This window comes from Mycobacterium sp. C31M, from assembly GCF_053345865.1.
The window spans coordinates 121451-143102 of sequence record NZ_JBKFAX010000001.1; the positions used below are offsets into that span (position 1 = coordinate 121451).

A 21652-nucleotide genomic window follows, 5' to 3' on the forward strand; every position below is an offset into this window, starting at 1 on the left:
GGCATGCGTACGCGACCGCGCCGAAATCACAAAGAAAGGTGACCAATCATGCCCAAGCAACTGCACCTCGGCGGATTCCAGATCGCGTCCCAGGTCACCCACAGCCACGCCGCGTGGCGTCACCCCGGCAGCGACACCGACTTCACCACACCCGAGTACTACCACCGCATCGGGCGGATCCTGGAGCGCGGCAAGTTCGACTTCGTCTTCTTCGCCGACCTGTTGGCCGCGCCGGCACAGTACGGCCGCGATATCACCGAACCGCTGCGGCGGGGTACGCAGGCCACCGCGACACTGGACCCGTCGATCGTGGCGGCCAGCATCGGCGCGGTCACCTCGAAGCTCGGTGTGGCGATCACGAAGTCTGCGACCTTCTTCCATCCCTATGAGCTGGCCCGCATCTTCGCCAGCCTCGATCACATCACCCGGGGTCGGGTGGCGTGGAACATCGTCACCTCGCTGACGGCCAGTGAGGCGCAGAACTTCGGCCAGGACAGCCATCTGGATCACGAGTTCCGCTATGAGCGGGCCGAGGAGTTCGTCCGCACCGCGGTCGAACTGTGGTCGTCCTGGGAACCGGACGCCCTCGTGGCGGACAAGGCCAGCGGGGTGTTCGCCGACCCGGACAAGATCCGCCGGGTCGAGCATGACGGCACCTATTTCCGCACCCGTGGCCCGCTGAATGTGCCGCGGTCACCGCAGGGCCGGCCGGTGCTGATCCAGGCCGGGTCCTCGAACACCGGCCGCGATTTCGCCGCGCGGTGGGCCGAGGCGATCTTCGAGATCGACCCCACACCGGAGGGCCGGCGCGCCTACTACGACGACATCAAGTCGCGGGCAAGCAATTTCGGACGGAACCCGGACGAGGTGCTGATTTTCCCGGCGTTCATCCCGTTCATCGGCGAGACCGAGTCGATCGCCCGGGAGAAGCAGGCCTTCCACAACGAATTGGCCGACCCGATCTCCGGGCTGATCACCCTGTCCGTGCACACCGACCACGACTTCTCCCAGTACGACCTGGACGCGCCGGTCGAGGATGTCCAGGTGACCGGCACGCAGGGACTGTTCGACACCGCCCGCCGGGTGGCCAACCGGGACAACCTGACCTTGCGCGATATCGGCAAGTGGTACGCCCAGGGGGTGCTGCTGCCCCAGTTCGTGGGCACCGCGGTGCAGGTCGCCGATCAGATCGAGGCATCGTTCACCGCGGGCGAGGCCGACGGATTCATGGTGTCGGCCGCCCAGAGCCCGGGCACCTTCAACGATTTCGTCGATTACGTGGTGCCGGAACTGCAGCGGCGCAGGCTGTTCCGCACCGAGTACACCGGTGACACGTTGCGCGATCACCTGGGTCTGAGCGCACTGCCCGCCGGGGCCGGCCGGGTGGAGGCCGTCGCTTAGGCGGTCAGCTCGATCAGCTGGGCCTCGCCGATACCGGCGTAGCGGTCCGGGCTGCAGGTCAGCACGATGACCTGACCGTCACCACCGACGGAGTCGAACACCGAGGCCATCTTGGTCAGCCGGTCGGGGTCGGTGAACCCGAGCGCGTCGTCGATGACGACCGGCACGGTGTCCTCCTTGGCGACCAGTGATGCGCAGGCCAGCCGAGCGACGATGCCGATCTGTTCCTTGGCGCCGCCGGAGAGCGATTCATAGGAGACGGTGGTGCCGTCGAGGGTGCGGCTGCGGATGGTGAGATCGGTGTCGATATCCACCTCGAAGTCCGCGCCGAACACCAGCCGGCCCAGGCGTTCGATCTCGGTGCGGAACGGCTCGACGTACCGCTGCCGGGCGGATTCGCGGTGTCGCAGCATGACGGTGCGCAGCAGCGCCGCCGCACGGGCGCGCCGACCGACCCGCAGGAATTCGCCGTGGGCGTGCTCGCGTTCGGTCTCGGCGTCATCGAGCGCACCGCGGCGGCCTTGACTGCCATAGACCTTGAGTTGGGCCGAGAGCTCGGTCAGCGCGGTCTGGGCGTCTGACCGCTCGGTGTGCAACCGCTGCACAGCCGTTGTCGCCGAGGCCAGTTCGGCCGCGACCACCTCGGGGTTCGCCTGGGCCAGCTCGGCCTCTACCTGTGCCAGCTCGGCGGCGGCCACGGCGGCGCGTTCACCGTCGACCTCGCTCTGCAGGCTCAGCTGGTCGTCGGCGGCGGTCAGCCGGGCCGCGGCGAGTCGCTGGGTGGCCCCGGCCAGTTCGGACTGAGCGGTCTGCAGCTTCTCACGCAGCACCCCGGCCGCGACGGCCGCTTCGTTGCACTGTCCGGCCGCCGAGGCGGCGAGCTCACGCAGGATGTTGGCCTGCTGCACCGCCGCGCCGTGCGCATCGACGGCGGCGGCGAGTGCGGCACGCGCGGTGTCGGTGTCACCGGTGATTTCAGCCTGGCCGGCGGTCAGTGCGGCATGCCGGGCGCGCAGTTGTTCCGCGCTCTCCTCACCGGTCAGTGCGGACACGGTGGCGCGCAGCGTATCGCCGGTGGCGCGCAGCTCTCGGCGCCGCTCGTCGAGGGCACGGGCCGCGTCGATGTCCGTTACCCCGACCTCCGACAGTGCCGCGGCCAGGTTGCTTTGGGCGGTTTCGAGTTCGGCGTGGGTCTGCAGCGCATCGACACCCGGGACCACCCGGGCCCGCAGCACCCCGGGCACCTCGACGGTGGTCGGCTCCGCGACGGCGATCCCCCAGTCCTGTCCGGGTGCCAGGTCGGCGGTGCTATCGGTACAGCGCACCTGGACGTCGGCGAGCGCCACGAGTTCCAGTCGCGCCGAGGCCAGTTCGGCACGACCGGCGGCGCGTTCGACCACCCGTGCGGTCGATTCGATACCTTTCATCAGCGCATCGGTCATCGGGTTGCCGGCCGCCTCGCGGTCGACCTCGGCGAGTTCGGCGGCGGCGGTGTCCAGCTTGCCGATCCGGACCGCCAGTCGCGCCGCCTCGTCGCGCGCGACCCGCGCGGCGACATCCGCACGGGCGGCCTCGACGGTGGTGGCCGCCGCGGTGACGACCTCGCGAGCCCGCCCGGCCGCCTCCTCGGCGGCCTCGGCGGCGTGGCGGGCACTGGTGTGCGTTTGAGCGGATTCGGCCGCGGTGGTCACCAGTTCGGCGGCGGCGGTGGAGCGTTCGTCGATGGTGATGCGCAACCGGCGACGCTCGGTGACCGCGGCGACGGCGGCCGCGTGGGTGGCTGCGGCCGCATCGGCGATGACCTTGGCGGTATCGCGACGTTGCACCAGCTGCTCGACCGCGCCGGCGGCCTCGCGTGCTGCGGCACAACGGGTCTCGGCACCGTCCACCGCGCCGGCCAGAGTGGCCAGTTCGACGCTCAGCGACGCGTGTCGTGCCACGGCGCGCTCCACCTCCCCCAGGGCCGCGGTGCACTGGGTGACAGCGTCACCGGCTGCACGCAAGCGACTGTTGGCGGCGGCCCAGACCCCGGTGGGGCGGCCGGTGGCGGTGAAGTAGCTCAGGTATTCGCCCTCGATCTTGTCGATCAACAGCGGGTCGTGATCACCGCGGTCCACGGCGTCATCGGCGGCTCCGGCGGCCACATCAAGTGCCCGCGACAGCGCATCGCACCCGGACAGGTCGACCGGTGCGGTGGCCGAGGACTGCAGCACACGCTGGGCCTGCCACAGCGCGGTGTCGACCGTCTCGTCCAGGATCGCCAGCACCCGGTCGTGCGCCTCGTCGCCGGTCAGCTGGCGACGCGTCGGCGCCAGCTCGGTGAGCACGGTCTCCGCCTTCTTGTGGAAGCGCTTGCGGTAGATGAACTGGTAAGGGCCGGTGGAGATTTCGGCCTGCACCTCGGCACCGACATCGGCGTGGGTGGGCTTGACCGCCTTGACCTCCTTCTTCGAGGAGCGGTCCTTGACGGTCAGCAACAGATCGAGCGCCTCGATCATCGAGGACTTGCCGATCTCGTTGGCGCCGCTGATCACCACGACACCGCGGTCGGGGAACTCGATGTCGCGGTGCGCCACCCCGCGGTAGTTGGTCAGGACGAGCCGGTGCAATCTCATGCCACGCTCCCCTCGGTCAGTCGCAGCAGCAGCGCCAGCGCCGAGCGGGCATCGTCGGCGTCGGCCCCATCGGTACGGGCGGCGGCGACCAGTTCGGCCACCGCGTCGGTGGCGAAACCGCCGATCGGCAGGTCGTCGAACTCACCGTCGGCAGGCAGCACCACCACATCGCAGTGTCGATCCCAGGTCCGCAGCGAGGCGAACAGTCGGGTGTAACGGTCCAGGCAGGCATCGAGTTTGGCCTTGTCGCCGACGGTCAGCGAACCGGTGAGCACCAGCCGCACGACGGTGCGCTCCTTGTCGGCCAGCTGATCCAGGTTGATGTCCAACCCGGCGATATCGCGATCGTCGTTCACGTCGTGGCGCAGGGTGACGAACCGCCACCTGCCCACCCGGCGGGCCGTGACCTCGACCGGGTGCGCGGGGTCGTCCTCGTCGATATCGACCACCAGGACATGACCGGGGTCGGTCTCGATATCGTCGTAGTTGGTGACCTCCGGTGAACCGGAGTACCACACCCGGCCGCTGTCTCCGACCTGCGTGCGGGAATGCTTGTCCCCCAAGGCCACATAGTGCACCGCGCCGTCGTCCAGCGCCTGCTCGACACCGGCGAGCCGGATCAGCGACGGCTTGGCCGGATCGGGGTCGAGCACGTCGACACCGCCGTGCGCGACGAGCACCCGCAGTGTGCCGTCGGCCGGGACGCCGGCGGTGACCGCGGCGGCCAGATCGGTGGTCGGCATCTTGGAACGCCAAGGGGCGGCGAGGATCTGCACCCCGGGACGGACATCGACGGCGCCGTCGCGGTCCAGCACGATCACATTGTCGGGCTTTTCGGCGAGGAACAGCGCGCTGGTGTACACCGAACCGGCATCGAGCTGATCGTGATTGCCGGGCAGCAGGTAGACCGGGACCTCGATGGCGCGCATGGCCTCCAGCGCGAGGCTGACCTCACGCGGGGCCAACTGGTTGTCCTCGAAGACATCACCGGCGACGACCACGAACTCGGCGCCGACCTCGGCGGCCACCGCGCCCAGCCCGGCCACGACCTCCCGGCGGGCCGCGGCGTACCGCGACTGTGCTTCTCCGCCACCGGCGCTGAGGAAGTGCCGCGTCATCCCGAGCTGCCAGTCGGCGGTGTGCAGAAAGCGCATCGGTGCACTCCTTTCCAAGTCGTCCCACGTGCTGCAGCGAGTCTAGGTCCGGTGTCCGACAAGTCCCGGGACCTGCACCGGCATGGCCTAACCTGGATGCGATGAAGACCCTGTTGCTGCTGCGTCACGCCAAATCGGATTACCCGTCCGGGGTCGGGGATCACGAGCGGCCACTGGCGCCGCGCGGGGTCCGGGAAGCCGCACTGGCCGGGGACTGGTTGCGTGCCAGTGCACCGGCGGTCGACGCGGTGCTGTGCTCGACGGCGACCCGGACCCGACAGACCTTGGAGCGCAGCGGGATCGATGCCCCGGTGCGCTTCGTCGAGCGGATCTACGACTCGACGCCGGGCATCGTGCTGGCCGAGGTCAACGGTGTCGACGATGCCGTCGAGACATTGCTGGTGATCGGTCACGAGCCGGTGATGTCGGGGTTGACACTCGGGCTGGCCGGTCCCGGCAGCGACCCGGCGGCCGTCGCCGAGGTCGAGTCGAAGTACCCGACGTCGGCGATGGCCATGTTGACGGTGCCGGGCTCATGGCGCGACCTGCAGTTGGGCGCGGCCCAGCTGGCCGCGTTCCATATTCCGCGGTAGTGGCCTAGGAGTTGGTGGCCAGCGTCAGCTCCATGAGCTTGACCGCCATACCGCACGCGTCGATGCCCGGTGCCTGCGGGTTCACCCACCAGCCGACCACGCCGCTGGCGTCGCTGGCCACGCCGCAGGCGTTGTTGTCGTTGGGGTTGCGCATCACGATCGACTGCACGCCGGCGATGCGGCGTTCCTCGACGGGGAACTTCAGCTCGTCGGCGACCTGACGTTCGTAGTCCAGGCTGCCGGTCTCGAACCAGAACCGGGTGATGTCGACGAGGCCTGCCGGGTTGGCGGCCTGCCAGCGGCAAACCGCGCCGACGAAGGTGCTCTGGATGTCCAGCGGATCGGCCCCCACCGTCTCGGCGAGGATGTCCGTGGTGAGGACATCACACTCCTTCAGCAGGTTCGGGTAGGTCCGCTCGGAATCGTTGTTACGCGGCCCGGCGCCGGACGACTTGATGGCCGTACCGTCGACAGCTCGCGAACAACCACCGAGCACCATGGTCAGGGCCGCGAGCACCGCAAGGACCACCGTCAGGGGACGTTTCATCCGGGTCATCCTCCGGCATTCACGATCGACTGGCGGGTCAGCTCCTTGGCGACCTCGCACGCATCCGGGAACGGTTTCTGGGTATAGCTGACCGACCATTCGATGAAGTCGTCACCGAAGCCGATGCCGATCTCACACAGGTTCTGGCCCAGCACCAGGTCCTCGCCGATGCCGATGAAGCCGTCGTGACCCTCGATGCTGATGTCCTCCACACTGGCGCGGGACAGCTCCATGGTCTTGCGTTCGCGCCCCATCGGGCTGCCCCGGAAGTGGGTGAACGAAAAGTGCGGGCCGATGATCCCGCCGCCGACGAGCCACTGGCAACCCACCGAGGTACGGGCGGTGTTGACCAGTCCACGAACCTCGGTCAGCTGGGCCACGGTCTCGTCGCTCAGCCCGCCGCATTCCGGGAACACCGGACCGTGCTGGGCCTCGGGGGCGGCCTCGGCGGTCGAAGACACCGCAGGTGAAGCCGGGTCATCGGAACTGGAGCACGCGGCGACGACGGGCAGCAGCGCAGTGGCGGCAACCAGCATCTTCGCCGCACTACTGAGTCGGCCGTCACCGTGTCGGAAGGTCACGACATGCACTGTAGCGGCCACCCGGACGTACGCCGTCGACATACGGACTGACCTGCTTTGACGTGTCTCGCCCTCCCCGGACCGTGCGCCGGGGTGTGCGACAGTAGCCAGATGCTGCTGGCCTTGGTACGCCGCTATGTGCGGCCCTACCGCGGGCTGCTCGGCATCGTCGCGGCACTGCAGGTCATCAGCACGCTGGCGTCGCTGTACCTTCCGACCGTCAACGCCGCGATCATCGACGAGGGTGTCGCCAAGGGTGACACCGATCGGATCGTGCACCTCGGTCTGGTGATGCTGGGGGTCACCGCACTGCAGGTGGTGTGCGCGGTGGGCGCGGTGTTCTTCGGGTCCCGGGCCGCGATCGGGTTCGGCCGCGATCTGCGTGGCGCCGTCTTCGGGCACGTGCTCGGTTTCTCGGCCACCGAGACCGCGCGCTTCGGCGCGCCGACCCTGCTGACCCGCACCACCAATGACGTCCAGCAGATCCAGTTGCTGGTGCAGATGACCGCCACCATGCTGATCACCGCGCCCATCATGGGAGTCGGTGGTATCGCGATGGCGGTGCACCAGGATGCCGGGCTGTCCTGGCTGTTGTTGATCAGCGTGCCGGTGCTGGCGGGCGCGAACTGGTGGGTGGTGTCCAAGCTGCTGCCGATCTTCCGGTCCATGCAAAAGCTGATCGACAACATCAACCGGGTGATGCGCGAGCAGCTGTCGGGTATCCGGGTGGTGCGGGCGTTCGCGCGTGAACCGCTGGAGCGCCGGCGGTTCGACGAGGCCAACGTGGCCCTGGCCGACACCGCGCTGACCGCCGGCCGTTGGCAGGCGCTGATGCTGCCGGCGACCACGCTGGTCATCAACATCTCCAGCGTCGCGCTGATCTGGTTCGGCGGCATGCGCATCGACGCCGGGCAGATGCAGGTCGGCTCGTTGATCGCGTTTTTGGCCTACTTCATGCAGATCCTGATGGCGGTCCTGTTGGCCACCCTGCTGCTGGTGCTGCTGCCCCGGGCCTCGGCCTGTGCCGAACGGATCACCGAGGTGCTGGCCACCGAACCGCAGGTCAAAAGCCCGGCCGACCCGACGGTGGTCGGCACCGTCCGCGGTGAAATCAGCTTGGATGCGGCGAGCTTCAGCTATCCCGGTGCGGACCGCGCTGTGGTGCAGGGTGTTTCGCTGACGGCACGTCCCGGGACGGTCACCGCGATCGTCGGCGGTACCGGATCGGGTAAGTCGACGCTGTTGGCGTTGGTCTGCCGGCTCTACGACGTCACCGGCGGCGCGGTGCGCCTGGACGGCGTCGACGTGCGCGATCACGATACCGAAGACCTCTGGGCGGCAATCGGGTTGGTGCCGCAGCGCGGGTACCTCTTCTCCGGGACAGTGGCCGAGAATCTGCGGTACGGGCGCGCCGATGCGAGCGAGACCGATATGTGGGAGGCGTTACGCATCGCCGCCGCCGACGATTTCGTGCGGGCTCATCCGGACGGTCTGCAGATGCGGGTGGCGCAGGCCGGGATCAACTTCTCCGGGGGCCAGCGCCAGCGCCTGGCCATCGCCCGCGCCGCGATCCGGCGCCCGGCGGTGTATCTGTTCGACGATGCGTTCTCGGCGTTGGATGTTCGTACCGATGCCCGGGTACGCGCGGCGCTGCGGGCCGCGGCGGCCGAGGCGACGGTGATCATCGTGTCGCAGCGGATATCGACCGTGGCGGAGGCCGACCAGGTGATCGTGCTCGCCGACGGTGCCGTGGTCGGAACGGGCACCCACGAGTCGCTGCAGCGGGACTGCCCGACCTATGTGGAGTTCGTGGACTCGCAGGCGGTGCGGTCATGAGCGCAGCTTGCAAGCGAATCATCGGCCGATCATGTGAGGCCCGAACTTGTGAGGGGCTCGCATGACCAGGGCGATGCGCGGGATGGAACCGCCCACGAGGCGCTCCCGGGATTTCACCGGCTCGGCGATTCGGCTGGTGAAACGCCTGACCCCACAACGGAGTCTGACCGCGCTGGTCATCGCGCTGGCGGTCGGCGGGATCGCGATCGGCGTCATCGGACCGCGAATTCTGGGGCATGCCACCGATCTGCTGTTCAACGGCGTGATCGGGCGCGGCCTGCCGGCCGGGCTGAGCAAGGAGCAGGCCATCGAGGCGGCCCGGGCCCGCGGTGATGACAGTTTGGCCGACCTGCTGTCCGGGATGAACGTGATCCCGGGCCAGGGTGTCGATTTCGCCGCGGTGGCGCGCACCCTGCTGTTGGCGCTGGGTTTGTATCTTCTTGCCGCGCTGCTGGTATGGCTGCAGGCACGGATCCTGAACGTGGTGATCCAGCGGACCATGATGGGCATCCGCACGGAGATCCAGCACAAGGTGCACCGGCTGCCGTTGTCGTATGTCGACGGCCGCCAGCGCGGCGAACTGCTCAGCCGGGTCACCAATGATGTCGACAATGTGCAGTCCTCGCTGGGCATGGCGATCAGCCAGTTGCTGACCTCGATGATCACCGTCGTAGCCGTGTTGGTGATGATGTTGACGATCTCACCGCTGCTGACGTTGATCACGGTGCTGACTGTTCCGCTGTCGTTGTTGGCGACCCGGGCCATCACCCACCGGTCGGCCAAGCTGTTCGCCGAGCAGTGGGCCAATACCGGCCGGCTGAACGCCCATATCGAGGAGACCTACAGCGGTTTCACGGTGGTGAAGACCTACGGGCATCGGGCGTCCGCCGCCGAGCAGTTCGACCGGCTCAACGCCGAGGTGCACCGGACCAGCCTCGGGGCCCAGTTCCTGTCGGGGCTGGTCGGGCCCGCCACCACGTTCATCGGCAATCTCAGTTACGTCGCGGTCGCCGTCGTCGGCGGTATCCAGGTCGCGACCGGACAGATCACGCTGGGCAGCATCCAGGCGTTCATCCAGTATGTGCGGCAGTTCAACCAGCCGCTGACCCAGGTGGCGGCGATGTACAACGCGCTGCAGTCCGGGATCGCCAGCGCCGAACGCATCTTCGAACTGCTCGATGCCCCCGAGGAATCCCCCGACCCGGTCGGCGAGGTGCCCCGCGATGGGCCGGGCCGGGTGGAGTTCGAACGGGTGTCCTTCGGCTACCGACCCGACACCCCGGTCATCCACGAGTTGTCGCTGGTCGCCGAACCCGGGTCGACGGTGGCGATCGTCGGGCCGACCGGGGCGGGCAAGACCACCCTGGTGAATCTGTTGATGCGGTTCTACGACGTCGACACCGGCCGGATCACCATCGACGGTGTCGACATCGCGTCGATGCCCCGAGCGACGCTGCGATCACGCATCGGCATGGTGCTGCAGGACACCTGGTTGTTCGGGGGCACCATCTACGACAACATCGCCTATGGCCGGCCGGAGGCCACCGAGTCCGAGGTGCACGCCGCCGCCCGCGCCGCATATGTCGACCGGTTCGTGCAGGCACTGCCCGAGGGTTACCAGACCCGCGTCGGCGATGACGGTGGGGCGATCAGTGCCGGCGAGAAGCAGCTCATCACCATCGCCCGAGCGGTGCTGGCCAGGCCGCAGCTGCTGATCCTGGACGAGGCGACCAGTTCGGTGGACACCCGCACCGAACTGTCGATCCAGCAGGCGATGGCCGAGCTGCGCAGGGACCGGACCAGTTTCATCATCGCGCATCGCCTGTCCACCATCCGCGACGCGGACCAGATCGTGGTGGTGGAGGCGGGCCGGATCATCGAGCGCGGTACCCATGACGAGCTGCTGGCACGGCACGGGGAGTACTGGGCGATGGCACGGGCCTGAGATTCAAGCGGTCTGCTCAATCGGATTCGCCGGACAACTGCGGAACCCGTTGAGCACTATGGGGATATGCCCCACACCGTGCACACCTTCTGCCGGTACTGCCTGGCGTCGTGCGGGGTGACGGTTACCGTCGAGGACAACCGCGTCCACAAGATCGCCGCCGACAAGGACAACCCGCACAGTTGGCGGGACTTCTGCGCCAAGGGACGCACCGCCGCCGAGGTCGTCGAACATCCACGGCGCCTGCTCACCCCGATGCGGCGGGTCGGCGAGCGGTACGTCGAGGCCTCCTGGGACGAGGCGATCGCCGATATCGCGGACCGGATGAACCGGCTGATCGCCGCCGACGGCCCCGACGCGGTGGGCGCCTACTACGGCAACCCGGCCGGCTACTCGGCCTCCAATCTGGTGTTCATGAACGGGTGGCTGGACGCCGTCGGCACCTACAACCGCTACGCCGTCGGATCGGTCGATCAGAACGCCGTCCACGTGGTGGCCGAGGCGATGTACGGATCATCGCTGCTGGTGCCGGTGTCCGATGTCGACAATTGCGATTTCTTCCTGCTGATCGGCGCGAATCCGGCTGTCAGCGCCTGGAACTGGCTTGAATCGGTGCCGGGTGGGTGGCGTCGGGCGCTGGACCGGCAGCGTGGCGGCGCCCGGGTCGTGGTGGTCGATCCGGTGCACACGGAGACTGCGGACCGGGCCGACCTGCATCTGGCCATCCGGCCGGGTCAGGATTGGGCGCTGCTGCTGGGGATGGTCAAGACCATCCTCGACGAGGGTCTGGAACACCGCGGTGACTGCGCCGATCTGGCGGCCGGAATGCCCGCGCTGCGGGCACTGGTCACCGGGCTGGACTACGACGAGCTTGCCGCCCGCTGCGACCTGCCCCGCACACAGATCGAGCAGTTGGCAAGGGATTTCGCGGGTGCCGAGGCCGCGATGGCGATCACCCGCACCGGGGTCTCCCTGCAGGAGGCGGGCACCGTCGCCGAATGGCTGGGGCAGGTGCTCAATGTGATCACCGGACGGATGGACCGGCCCGGCGGGCGGCGTTTCGAGCGTGGTTACGTCGACACCCTGCGGCTGGCCGGTCTGGCCGCGACGAAACCACACCGCAGCCGGGTCGCCGGGCGGGATCTGGTGGCCGGGGCGCATGCTTTGGCGGAGCTTCCCGACGAGATCCGCACACCCGGGCCGGGCCGTGTCCGGGCGCTGCTCATCAACGCAGGAAACCCGGTCATCTCCGGGCCGGACGGCGCCAAACTCGATGCCGCCCTTGCCGAATTGGATCTGCTGGTGGCCATCGACTTCGTGCAGCGCGAGAGCCACCGGCACGCGCACTGGCTGCTGCCCGCGGTGCACTGGCTCGAACGCGATGACCTGTTGGCCCTGACCAGCGGGATGCGTGACGAACCGTTTGTACAGTACGGGCGCCGGGCTGTCGATCCGCCGCCGCAGGCCCGTGAGGAGTGGCAGATCTTCGTCGATCTGGCACTGGCCATGAAGCGGCCGCTGTTCGGCGCCCGCGGGCTGAACAGGTTCGTCGCGGCCAGTCGCCGGGTGGCCCGATTGACCGGCCGGCCCGGGTGGGCGTTCAGCCCGCGGTGGCTGGACCGGCTGATGGTCGCGTCGGCACGCCGGGTGAACGGCCGCCGGCTGCGCTGGCGCGACGTGCGGGATCACCCGCACGGCCTGGTGCTGGGCCCGCCCGAGTACGGGCATTTTCGCAGCGCCTTGCGCACCCCCGACCGCCGGGTCCACGTCGCGCCACCGGAGTTCGTCACGCGGGCAAATGAATTGCTCGCCGCGCCGCGCACCGAGCCGACCTCGGATTACCCGCTGCTGCTGGGCAACCGACGGGATCGGCACGGGATGAACTCCTGGCTCAACGAGCTGCCCGGCCTGCACCCCGCGGGTCGACACAATGTCGCCCACATCCACCCCGAGGATGCCGCGGCACTGGGTATTGCCGACGGGGATCGTGTCAGGGTGTGCTCGCCGTTGGCTGCGGTCGAGACGGTCGCGGCACTGTCGGACCGGCCGCGTCGCGGCCTTGTGGTGCTGGAACATGGCTGGGGTTCAAGGGTTTTCGATCCACGCTGCGATGCGGCACCGGTGTCCCACGGCGTCAACCGCAATCTGCTGGTCGACGGCGCCGCGATGGATCCGCTGTCGCAGACCTCGGCACTCGGTGGCGCGCACGTCCGACTGGAGCGGTGCGCAGGGTTAGAGCCCGGGGCCTTCGGCGCGTAGATCGTCGACGGCGGTCATCGCGTCACGCAGCTTGGCCAGCCATTCATCGGCATGCTCGCCGACCAGCTTCACCGACCAGGCCAGCGCGTCGGAACGCGAGCGTGCGACGCCGGCGTCGACCAGCGTGTCGAGCACCTGGCGTTCGGGTTGACGCAGCCGGGTCATCACCGGCACGGCGATGTGGGTGAACAGCGTGCGGTCGGCACCGGCCTGCACACCCCAGGACACCTTGCGACCGAACCGGTCCTGGGCTTCCTCGGCGATGCGGATGCGCTCACCGCGGCTGTCCTCGCGGAACTTGGCGACCCGCCCGGAGCGCCGGGAGCTGGTCTCGTCCTCGCCAACAGCGGGCAGCGTTCCGATCACGGTGATCTCTTCACGGTCGACGACGACCTCGGGGTCGCCGTCGAACCAGCCGTCGGGCAGCCGCCCGGCGAACCACTCTGCGGCCTCCTCGGCGGGCCGCGCGCGATGATGGTGTCTCATGATTACATGATTACACCGTTACAAAGGTGTGGGCACACCGTTCGCCGACAGCGAAGCCACCTGCCGAGCGACCGCAAAATGTCATCCATCGCGGCGTGTCGGCGTACCGACACGGTCACTCGCGACCGGAAGAGCTCAGCGCCGCAGCAACGCGACCCCGCCGCCGAGCACCAGGGCCACCAGCAGCAGCGCCGCCCACCCCGCACCGGCCAGCCACCACACCGCGATCAGTCCAATGATCGCGGGCGAGGCCAGGAAGAGCACCATCCCCGGATGCTCCTTGACCACTGCCAGAGCGCTCTTGGCCCGTACCCGGTCGATCTCGTCACCTGCCATACACCTAAGAATGCCAGCCTGAAGTGATTTGATACTGGTCAAATCGACCGAACGTTGAGGAGTGCACGGTGAGTGGTCAGTGGTTACGGGATCCGGAGGGTCGTTTCGAGTACCGCTGGTACGACGGCCAGAACTGGACCGATCAGGTTTCCCATCAGGGTCAGGTGTTCCCCGCCCCGCTGGGCCCCCCGCCCGGTGGCGGTGCACCCGCCCCCGCCCAGCAGGCCGAACCGCACCCCGAGGCGGCGCAGGCCCAGCCGCAGCCCCAGGGTGACGGCTTCTCCGGTATCAGTGGCGATCTCATCGACGGGCGCTTCAGCGAGAAGGAAAACGTCGCGATCGCCAACCAGAACGAGAAGCTGCTCCGGGTGCGCCTGGGCGAGCCGTTCATGGCGCGGCAGGGTTCGATGGTTGCCTACCAGGGCAATGTCGACTTCGCGTTCGAGGGCGGCGGTGCGGGCAAGTTCCTCAAGAAGGCGCTGACCGGTGATGGGCTGCCGCTGATGCGTGTCCAGGGTCAGGGCGACGTGTTCCTGGCCGACCAGGCCAACTACGTGCACATCCTGAAGCTGAGCAACGCCGGCCTGTCCATCAGCGGGAAGAACGTACTGGCGTTCTCCGCGGGTCTGGACTGGAACATCGAACGGGTCAAGGGTGGCAGCATCGCCGCCGGCGGCCTGTTCAACACCACCCTGCGCGGCAGCGGGTGGGTGGCGCTGACCACGGACGGCCCGCCGGTGGTGCTCAACGCCGCCGAGGCCCCCACCTTCGCCGACACCAATGCGGTGGTGGCGTGGTCGGCGAGTCTGCAGACCCAGCTCAAGACGAGCTTCAAGGCGGGGGCGCTGATCGGGCGCGGTTCCGGCGAGGCCGTCCAGGTCGGTTTCCACGGCCAGGGTTTCGTGATCGTGCAGCCCTCGGAGGGCATCACGATCCCGGTGCAGTAACTAACTGCCCGCCAGGATCGAGCGCATCTCCTCGATCTCCTTCTGCTGGCTGTCGATGATGGCGTGCGCCATCTCGATGGCCGCAGGATAGGCGCCCCCGTCGATCTCGGCCTGCGCCATGGTGACCGCGCCCTCGTGGTGGGCGATCATCTGGTTCAGGAACAGCTCGGCGGCCTCCGGACCGGGCGCCTGCCGCAGTTTCTCGATATCGGCGGGGGCGACCATGCCGTCCATCGATCCGTGATCCATGGCAGGCATCGGCGGGTTGCCCCACTCGTCGAGCCAGCCCTGCATCTGTTCGATCTCGGGCGCCTGGGCGGCCCGGATCTGCTCGGCGAGGGTGACCACCCGGGCGTCCACATCGGACTTGGCGAGCAGAATGTCCACCATTTCCACCGCCTGGCTGTGATGCGGAATCATGTGCTGCGCGAACGCCACATCCTCGGCGTTGTGCGATTCGGCACCGTCAGCCGCCGGACCCGGATCCGCGCCGCTGCCGGTGTGGCTGGTGCCGTGGCTGTGGTCGGTGTGACCGTCGCCGGCCTGGCCCGACTCCTCCGGTTGACTCGTACAGCCCGCCAGTAGCAGGACGGCGGCCGCACCCGTTGCGATCGCCATCGCCGACTTCCTCATGTGATCCTCCTTGCCGGACGTGGATGTTTACCCATACCCCCTACCGGTATATCATGGCGGTATGAACACGGTCCTACAGGTACAAGGTATGAGCTGCGATCACTGCGTTAAGGCCATCACCGCGGCGGTCGGCCCGCTCCCGGGCGTGACCTCGGTGGATGTCGACATCGCCGCGAGCCAGGTCACGGTCGGCGGGATCGCCGATGCGGAGACCATCGCGGCCGCCATCGAGGACGCCGGCTACGACGTGAGCTCCTCGGTTTCGCCTTGAGCCCGCGTAGACGAGCGATCGTGAGGATCGCAGCGAGGCACGAGCGAGGACCGGAGCGATCAAGAGGCAAGCCATGAGCACGGTCACCCTCGACGTCGGCGGTATGACCTGTGCGTCGTGTGCCGCTCGGATCGAGAAGCGGCTCAATCGGATCGAGGGTGTCGAAGCGAGCGTGAACTTCGCCACCGAACAGGCGAAGGTCGACTTCCCGGACACCGTCACACCCGCGGAGCTGGTGGCCGCCGTCGAGGCCACCGGGTACAGCGCCACGCTGCCCACCCCCGAAGCAGCGGCCGAGGAGACCACCGAGCCCGACGAGTCCGCCCCCTGGCGACAGCGCCTGCTGATCTCGACCGCGCTGACGTTGCCGGTGGTCGCCCTGTCGATGATCCCGGTACTGCAGTTCGACAACTGGCAGTGGTTGACGCTGACGCTCGCCTCGCCGGTGGTGGTGTGGGGCGCCTGGCCGTTCCACCGCGCCGCGTGGACCAACCTGCGCCACGGCGCCGCGACCATGGACACCCTGATCTCGGTGGGCGTCATCGCGGCGTACCTGTGGTCGCTGTGGGCGCTGTTCTTCACCCACGCCGGGATGCCCGGGATGAAGATGCCGTTCGAGTTCATCTCGCGCAGCGACGACCCGCACATCTACCTGGAGGTGGCCGCCGCAGTCACCACCTTCCTGCTCGCCGGGCGGTATTTCGAGGCGCGGGCCAAACGGCAGTCCGGGGCCGCGCTGCGGGCGCTGTTGCAGATGGGCGCCAAGGATGTCGCCGTCCTGCGTGACGGACACGAAACCAGACTTCCGATAAGCCAACTCGCCGTCGGCGACATCTTCGTGGTGCGCCCCGGCGAGAAGATCGCCACCGACGGTGTGGTGACCGCGGGCGCCTCCGCGGTGGACGCGTCGATGCTCACCGGCGAACCGGTGCCGGTCGAGGTCACCACGGGTGACACCGTCGTCGGCGCCACCGTCAACGTGAGCGGACGCCTCGAGGTCCGTGCCACCCATATCGGCGCCGACACCCAGCTGGCCCAGATGGCCCAGATGGTCAGCGACGCGCAGAACGGCAAGGCCGAGGTGCAGCGGCTGGCGGATCGGGTGTCGGCGGTGTTCGTGCCGACCGTGCTGGTGCTGTCGGTGCTGACGCTGTTCGGCTGGTTGCTGTCCGGTGGTTCGCCCGCCGCGGCTTTCACCGCCGCGGTCGCGGTACTGATCATCGCCTGCCCGTGCGCCCTGGGCCTGGCCACCCCGACCGCACTGCTGGTGGGGACCGGCCGGGGTGCGCAGCTGGGCATCCTGATCAAGGGCCCGCAGGTGCTGGAGTCCACCCGCCGCGTCGACACCGTCGTGCTGGACAAGACCGGCACGGTGACCACCGGCCGGATGTCGGTGGTCGACGTGCACGTCCCCGACGGCGAGTCGGTCGACGAGATCGTCGCGCTGGTCGGTGCGCTGGAACACGGATCGGAGCATCCGATCGCGCGCGCCATCGCCGAATACGCTGCCCAGCGCGGCCCGCTCCCGGCGGTGGACGGCTTCGAGAATCACGGTGGGCTCGGTGTCACCGGAGTGGTCGACGGGCACGCCGTCGCGGCGGGCCGGGCCGGCTGGCTGCGCCAGGACTGGTCGCTGGACACCCCACCGGACCTGGTGGCACTCGCGGATGCGGCCGCCACCCAGGGGCACACCCCGATCTGGTTTGCTGCCGATGGCCGGATCCGTGCCGTCATCGTCGTGGCCGACACCATCAAGGACACTGCCGCCCAAGCCATTTCCGGCTTCCGCGAGCTGGGACTGACCCCGGTGCTGCTGACCGGCGACAACAAGCGCGCCGCCGAGTCGGTTGCCGCTCAACTCGGTATCGAGACCGTGGTCGCCGAGGTACTCCCCGCGGGCAAGGTGTTCGTCATCCAGGCGCTGCAGGCCGACGGCAAGGTCGTCGCCATGGTGGGCGACGGGGTCAACGACGCACCGGCACTGGCGCAGGCCGACCTGGGGCTGGCCATGGGCACCGGTACCGATGTCGCCATCGAGGCCTCGGATCTGACGCTGGTGCGCGGGGATCTGCGGGCCGCCGTCGATGCGATCCGGTTGTCGCGCGCCACCTTACGCACCATCAAGGGCAACCTTTTCTGGGCGTTCGCCTATAACGTGGCGGCCCTGCCGCTGGCGGCCGCCGGGCTGCTGAACCCGTTGATCGCCGGTGCGGCGATGGCTTTCAGTTCGGTTTTCGTGGTGACCAACAGCCTACGGCTGCGCCGTTTTCGGGCGGCCTAGGTCTGCACGTAGCGCGCCCGGAACACCTTCACGTCATCTTTGATGCCCTTGAGCCGCTTGGCGCCCGCGAACGACCATTCGATACCGGCGTCCTCGCCGATCGCGTCGCGCACGGGTTCGGTGACCAGCACCGCGCCCGAGCGCGCGGCACCGGTGACCCGGCTGGCCAGGTTGACCGGGCTGCCGAACCAGTCACCGCCTCGGTTGACCGCCATCCCGGAGGCCAAACCCACCCGCAGCCGCGGAAACTCGTCATCGGCACCGGCGGCCTCCAACAACGCCAGCATCGATGTCAGCAGCGCGACGGGTTCCGGGCTGACCAGCATGACGGCGTCGCCGATCGATTTGATGAACCGCACCGGTGACGCCACCACCTCGTGGGTGGCCTCGACGAGTCGGTTCGCCAGTCCCTCCAACTCCTCCGGCGGTACCGCCTCGCCCAGTTTGGTGAAGCCGACCAGATCCGCGAATGCGATGGTCACCTCCCGCGCACCCGGCAGCGGCCGGCCCTCGGCCCGCTCCCCCGCGGTCACCGCGTCGGTCTCCATGGTGCGCCGCAACTCCAGGCGCAACATGTCCTCGATCATCGGCCCGAGTAGCGGATTCACCTGGCGCAGCAATGCTTCGGAGGCGACCGCGACATCGAGTTCACTGACCCCAGGCGCCATCACCGCCGACATGGAGGTGAAGCGCATGGCCTCGGCGGTCTTGGACAGCCCGTCGGCCAACGCCCGGACGACCAGCACGATGTTGTCCTCGTCGATGCCCATATCGGCGAACCGCTTTGCGTACCGGGCGATCTCGCCGTCCACCCGAAGATGCGCGGCCTCGGCCGGGTCGTCCACCCGCGGCACGCCGAGCGCACGCTGGATGCGTTGCAACAACGCCAGGTCGATACCGGTGCTGTCACAGATATCGCGTGCGGACACGAAATCACCGTCGTCACCGAGCATGCGCCGCGACGCCAACAGCACCGGTGCGTCGGCGTCCCGGATCTGCTCGACCGTCACGCCCTGGTCCAACAGCCACGGGATCAGTTCGGCCCGATCGGTGCGGGCCCTGCCCGTCAGGCCGTCGAGCAGGCCGGACGCCTCCACATCGAAGTCGTTACCCACCGTGCCAACCTATACCGGCTGCGGGCATCATTTGGGCGGTGAGCGAATTGCTGCACGGCTTGGCGCCGATCATCGGCCCTGCACCCCGGGTGTTGGTGCTCGGCAACATGCCGAGCGTGATCTCGCTGGCGACCCGGCAGTACTACGGCAACCCGCGTAACAGCTTCTGGCGGATCTGCGCGGACCTGTTCGATGTCGACGCCGACGCGCCGTACGAGCAGCGCACGGCGGCGCTGGTCGCCGAGCGAGTCGCGGTCTGGGACGTGCTGCGTGAGTGCCGCCGCATCGGCAGCCTGGATGCGGCGGTGGAACCGGACAGCATGGTGCCCAATGCCATCGGTGCGCTCCTACAGGACAATCGGAGTATCGAACTCATCGCATTCAACGGCGGTGCGGCGGCCCGCAACCATCACAAACTGGTCCACGATGCACCCGATGTGCCCACCGTGACGCTGCCGTCGACCAGCCCGGCGCACACCATCGCGTACGGCACGAAACTGGCCGCCTGGCGGGCGGCGCTCGGTTAGGCCAGTCGGTCGACGATGTTCTTGGCCTCGCGCAGTGACAGCCCGGACTCGTCGCGCAGCAGTTTGACCGCCGCTATCTTGTTGCCGCCGAGCGCGAGTCGCCGCACCATCTCACTGACCTGCCCCTCGGTGCCCGAGGACATGGTGATCTCACCCGGCGGCGGCCCGGCCCCCAGTGCCCGCTCCAGGGCAGCCACCCGTCGTTCGAGTTCGTCGACCCGACGCTGCAGGTCACCCTCGGAGCCGCCGAACAGTCCCATACCCGCCAATCTAGGACACCCGGGGGCGCCGGTGTGCCCACGGCCGGGCAGTCTCGATCTGAGCCGCCAGCGACAACAGGGTCGACTCGTCGAAGGGGCGCCCCATCAGCTGGATCGAGGTGGGGATGCCGTCGGTGTCGAGATCCCAGGGCACGGTCGCGGCCGGCTGCCCGGTCACATTGCACATCGCCTGGAACGGCACCCGTGCGGCCACCATCGCCAGTGTCGAGACGGCGCCACGACGCTGATAGGCACCCACCCGGGACGGGCCGGTGGCGGTTCCCGGGGTCAGCACCACGTCGACATCGTCGAAGATGGCCAGCGCCCGGGCCGACAGCGCCGGCTCGGCGGCCCGGATCGCGGCCAGTCGGCGCTCGCTGATCAGTCCACCGATCCGGGCGAACGCCCGGGTGCGGGCGTCGAGGCGGTCGGGGTGTGGCAGTGCGCGGACGTCGTCGTAGACGCCACGGAAATACCGCGGCAGGGCATGGCCGTAGACCGCACCCGCCGGGTAGTCGGGGTCGCGACGCACCACCTGATGGCCCAGTTCGCGCAGTAGTGCGGCCGCACCTTCGACAGCGGCGCGCTGCGCGGCACCGACGCGGGCGGTGAGCAGCGGCGGGATCTTGGTGCTGACCGCGATCCGCAACCGGCCGGGTTCGCGGGCCGCCGCGCCCGTGAAATCCGCACCCTCGGTGGTGGCGTCGAGGAACAGGGCGGCATCCTCGACGGTCCGCGCGATGGGCCCGTAGGCAACCAGGCCGCACCAGGCCCCGTCGTGTGGCGCCATCGGCACCCGGTCTTTTTGCGGTTTGATGCCGAACAACCCGCCCCAGGCCGCCGGGATCCGGATCGAGCCCATCCCGTCGGAACCCAGCGCGAGCGCCGCCAACCCGGCGGCGACCGCGGCACCGCTGCCGCCACTGCTGCCGCCCGGGGCGTACTCCGGATTCCACGGGTTGCGGGTGGACCCGAAGGTCAGCGTCTCGGTGAAGGGCCAGATCATCAGCTCGGGCACCGCGGTCTTGCCGAGAAACACCGCACCGGCCGCCCGCAACCGGCGCACCACCTCGGCATCGACGGTCGCGGACGGGCCGTGCGCGCTGCTGCCGAAACAGGTCAGCTCGCCGGCGATATCGGTGTCATCCTTGATCGCGACGGGCACACCCAGCAGCGGTGCGCGTTCCCCGGCATCGATGCGGGCCTGCGCCGCGACGGCCTGCGCACGCGCCGCATCGGCGAGAACGATTCGGTAGGTACGTAATTCGGGATCGATCCGGGTGATCCGGTCCAGGTACATCTCGACCAGCTCGGGCGCGGTCACCTGCCCGGCAGCCAACGCCCTGGCCTGTGCGGCGGCGCCGGCGAACGCGATATCGGTCATGACCGGCCACCGTAGCCGCAACGGCCGGGTTACGGTGGCGACATGTCCTGCGTGTTCTGCGCCATCGTGGCCGGCGAGGCCCCCGCCATCCGCATCCACGAGGATGCCGACCTGCTCGCGATCCTCGATATCCGGCCGTTCACCCGCGGCCACACCCTGGTGATCCCGAAACAGCACACGGTGGATCTGACCGACACCCCGGCCGACACGGTCGCGGCGATGTCCGCGCTGGGTCAGCGGATCGCCCAGGCCGCCCGGGTGTCCGGGCTGCATGCCGACGGCAACAACATCGCGATCAACGACGGCAAGGCGGCGTTCCAGAGCGTGTTCCACATCCACCTGCACGTCGTGCCGCGCCGCAGTGGCGACAAGCTGTCGTTCGCCAAGGGCATGTTGGTGCGCCGCGACCCCGATCGCGAGGAATCCGGCAGACTGCTGCGCGCGGCACTGGCGCAATCAGATGACGCCAGCCACGATTGAC

Annotated in this window: 20 protein-coding genes; 10 read left to right on the forward strand and 10 right to left on the reverse strand. The window is 68.7% G+C overall.

The genetic code is table 11. The annotated features are described in order from the left end of the window. Positions 1–48 precede the first annotated feature (48 nt). Positions 49–1401 carry an LLM class flavin-dependent oxidoreductase gene (locus ACLBYA_RS00590; protein ID WP_447707415.1) on the forward strand — a complete coding sequence of 451 codons (1353 nt, stop codon included), beginning with the start codon at positions 49–51 and terminating at the stop codon, positions 1399–1401. On the opposite strand, the gene ACLBYA_RS00595 is transcribed toward ACLBYA_RS00590, so the two are convergent. Further along, the gene (locus tag ACLBYA_RS00595) at positions 1398–4016 is read right to left on the reverse strand and encodes an AAA family ATPase (protein ID WP_447707416.1); all 2619 of its coding nucleotides are present in this window, start codon (positions 4014–4016) and stop codon (positions 1398–1400) included. The genes ACLBYA_RS00590 and ACLBYA_RS00595 overlap by 4 nt on opposite strands. After that, positions 4013–5170 (reverse strand): metallophosphoesterase family protein, encoded by a 1158-nt coding sequence (locus ACLBYA_RS00600; protein WP_447707417.1) that lies wholly within the window; start codon positions 5168–5170, stop codon positions 4013–4015. The genes ACLBYA_RS00595 and ACLBYA_RS00600 overlap by 4 nt, the downstream gene beginning before the upstream one ends. 92 nt (positions 5171–5262) lie before the next feature. On the opposite strand from ACLBYA_RS00600, the gene ACLBYA_RS00605 reads away from it, so the two are divergent. Next, the gene (locus tag ACLBYA_RS00605; protein WP_447707758.1) at positions 5263–5763 is read left to right on the forward strand and encodes a SixA phosphatase family protein; all 501 of its coding nucleotides are present in this window, start codon (positions 5263–5265) and stop codon (positions 5761–5763) included. 4 nt (positions 5764–5767) lie between these two features. Here ACLBYA_RS00605 and ACLBYA_RS00610 read toward each other — a convergent pair whose 3' ends face one another. Further along, a complete protein-coding gene (locus ACLBYA_RS00610; protein ID WP_447707418.1) occupies positions 5768–6310 on the reverse strand; it encodes a DUF3558 domain-containing protein in 543 nt (180 codons plus the stop codon). A gap of 5 nt (positions 6311–6315) precedes the next feature. Further along, positions 6316–6846 carry a DUF3558 domain-containing protein gene (locus tag ACLBYA_RS00615; RefSeq protein WP_447707759.1) on the reverse strand — a complete coding sequence of 177 codons (531 nt, stop codon included), beginning with the start codon at positions 6844–6846 and terminating at the stop codon, positions 6316–6318. Between the two features lie 156 nt (positions 6847–7002). Here ACLBYA_RS00615 and ACLBYA_RS00620 point away from each other — a divergent pair, with 156 nt between their 5' ends. From ACLBYA_RS00620 to ACLBYA_RS00630, 3 genes are all read left to right on the forward strand, one after another. Next, a complete protein-coding gene (locus ACLBYA_RS00620; protein ID WP_447707419.1) occupies positions 7003–8727 on the forward strand; it encodes an ABC transporter ATP-binding protein in 1725 nt (574 codons plus the stop codon). A 61-nt stretch (positions 8728–8788) separates the two neighbouring features. Next, a complete protein-coding gene (locus ACLBYA_RS00625; protein WP_447707420.1) occupies positions 8789–10672 on the forward strand; it encodes an ABC transporter ATP-binding protein in 1884 nt (627 codons plus the stop codon). Between the two features lie 66 nt (positions 10673–10738). Next, positions 10739–12931 carry a molybdopterin-containing oxidoreductase family protein gene (locus ACLBYA_RS00630; protein ID WP_447707421.1) on the forward strand — a complete coding sequence of 731 codons (2193 nt, stop codon included), beginning with the start codon at positions 10739–10741 and terminating at the stop codon, positions 12929–12931. On the opposite strand, the gene ACLBYA_RS00635 is transcribed toward ACLBYA_RS00630, so the two are convergent. Together ACLBYA_RS00635 and ACLBYA_RS00640 are read right to left on the reverse strand one after the other, a co-directional pair. After that, on the reverse strand, positions 12905–13417 hold the full coding sequence (locus ACLBYA_RS00635; RefSeq protein WP_447707422.1) for a hypothetical protein: 513 nt from the start codon (positions 13415–13417) through the stop codon (positions 12905–12907). The two genes, ACLBYA_RS00630 and ACLBYA_RS00635, sit on opposite strands and share 27 nt — an antisense overlap. 135 nt (positions 13418–13552) lie before the next feature. Beyond that, positions 13553–13753 carry a hypothetical protein gene (locus tag ACLBYA_RS00640; RefSeq protein ID WP_447707423.1) on the reverse strand — a complete coding sequence of 67 codons (201 nt, stop codon included), beginning with the start codon at positions 13751–13753 and terminating at the stop codon, positions 13553–13555. A gap of 68 nt (positions 13754–13821) precedes the next feature. Between ACLBYA_RS00640 and ACLBYA_RS00645 the strand changes: the two genes are divergently transcribed. After that, on the forward strand, positions 13822–14700 hold the full coding sequence (locus tag ACLBYA_RS00645; protein ID WP_447707424.1) for an AIM24 family protein: 879 nt from the start codon (positions 13822–13824) through the stop codon (positions 14698–14700). Here the strand turns inward: ACLBYA_RS00645 and ACLBYA_RS00650 are convergent, their stop codons facing one another. Further along, positions 14701–15333: a DUF305 domain-containing protein gene (locus ACLBYA_RS00650; protein ID WP_447707425.1), complete on the reverse strand. Its 633-nt coding sequence runs from the start codon at positions 15331–15333 to the stop codon at positions 14701–14703. A 61-nt stretch (positions 15334–15394) separates the two neighbouring features. On the opposite strand from ACLBYA_RS00650, the gene ACLBYA_RS00655 reads away from it, so the two are divergent. Both ACLBYA_RS00655 and ACLBYA_RS00660 read left to right on the forward strand, forming a co-directional pair. After that, positions 15395–15604 carry a copper ion binding protein gene (locus ACLBYA_RS00655; protein WP_447707426.1) on the forward strand — a complete coding sequence of 70 codons (210 nt, stop codon included), beginning with the start codon at positions 15395–15397 and terminating at the stop codon, positions 15602–15604. Positions 15605–15677: 73 nt separating this feature from the next. Then, a complete protein-coding gene (locus ACLBYA_RS00660) occupies positions 15678–17885 on the forward strand; it encodes a heavy metal translocating P-type ATPase (RefSeq protein WP_447707427.1) in 2208 nt (735 codons plus the stop codon). Here the strand turns inward: ACLBYA_RS00660 and ACLBYA_RS00665 are convergent. Further along, positions 17882–19000, reverse strand: a complete 1119-nt coding sequence (locus ACLBYA_RS00665; RefSeq protein WP_447707428.1) for an adenylate cyclase regulatory domain-containing protein — start codon at positions 18998–19000, stop codon at positions 17882–17884. The two genes, ACLBYA_RS00660 and ACLBYA_RS00665, sit on opposite strands and share 4 nt — an antisense overlap. A gap of 38 nt (positions 19001–19038) precedes the next feature. On the opposite strand from ACLBYA_RS00665, the gene ACLBYA_RS00670 reads away from it, so the two are divergent. After that, entirely contained in the window at positions 19039–19527 is a 489-nt protein-coding gene (locus tag ACLBYA_RS00670; protein ID WP_447707429.1) for a DNA-deoxyinosine glycosylase, read from the forward strand. Here ACLBYA_RS00670 and ACLBYA_RS00675 read toward each other — a convergent pair. Further along, positions 19524–19787, reverse strand: coding sequence for a ribosomal protein L7/L12 (locus ACLBYA_RS00675; RefSeq protein WP_447707430.1), 264 nt, complete (start codon positions 19785–19787; stop codon positions 19524–19526). The genes ACLBYA_RS00670 and ACLBYA_RS00675 overlap by 4 nt on opposite strands. 10 nt (positions 19788–19797) lie before the next feature. Next, positions 19798–21171: an amidase gene (locus ACLBYA_RS00680; protein WP_447707431.1), complete on the reverse strand. Its 1374-nt coding sequence runs from the start codon at positions 21169–21171 to the stop codon at positions 19798–19800. Between the two features lie 42 nt (positions 21172–21213). On the opposite strand from ACLBYA_RS00680, the gene ACLBYA_RS00685 reads away from it, so the two are divergent. Then, positions 21214–21651 (forward strand): HIT family protein, encoded by a 438-nt coding sequence (locus ACLBYA_RS00685; protein ID WP_447707432.1) that lies wholly within the window; start codon positions 21214–21216, stop codon positions 21649–21651. The last annotated feature ends 1 nt before the right edge of the window (position 21652 follow it).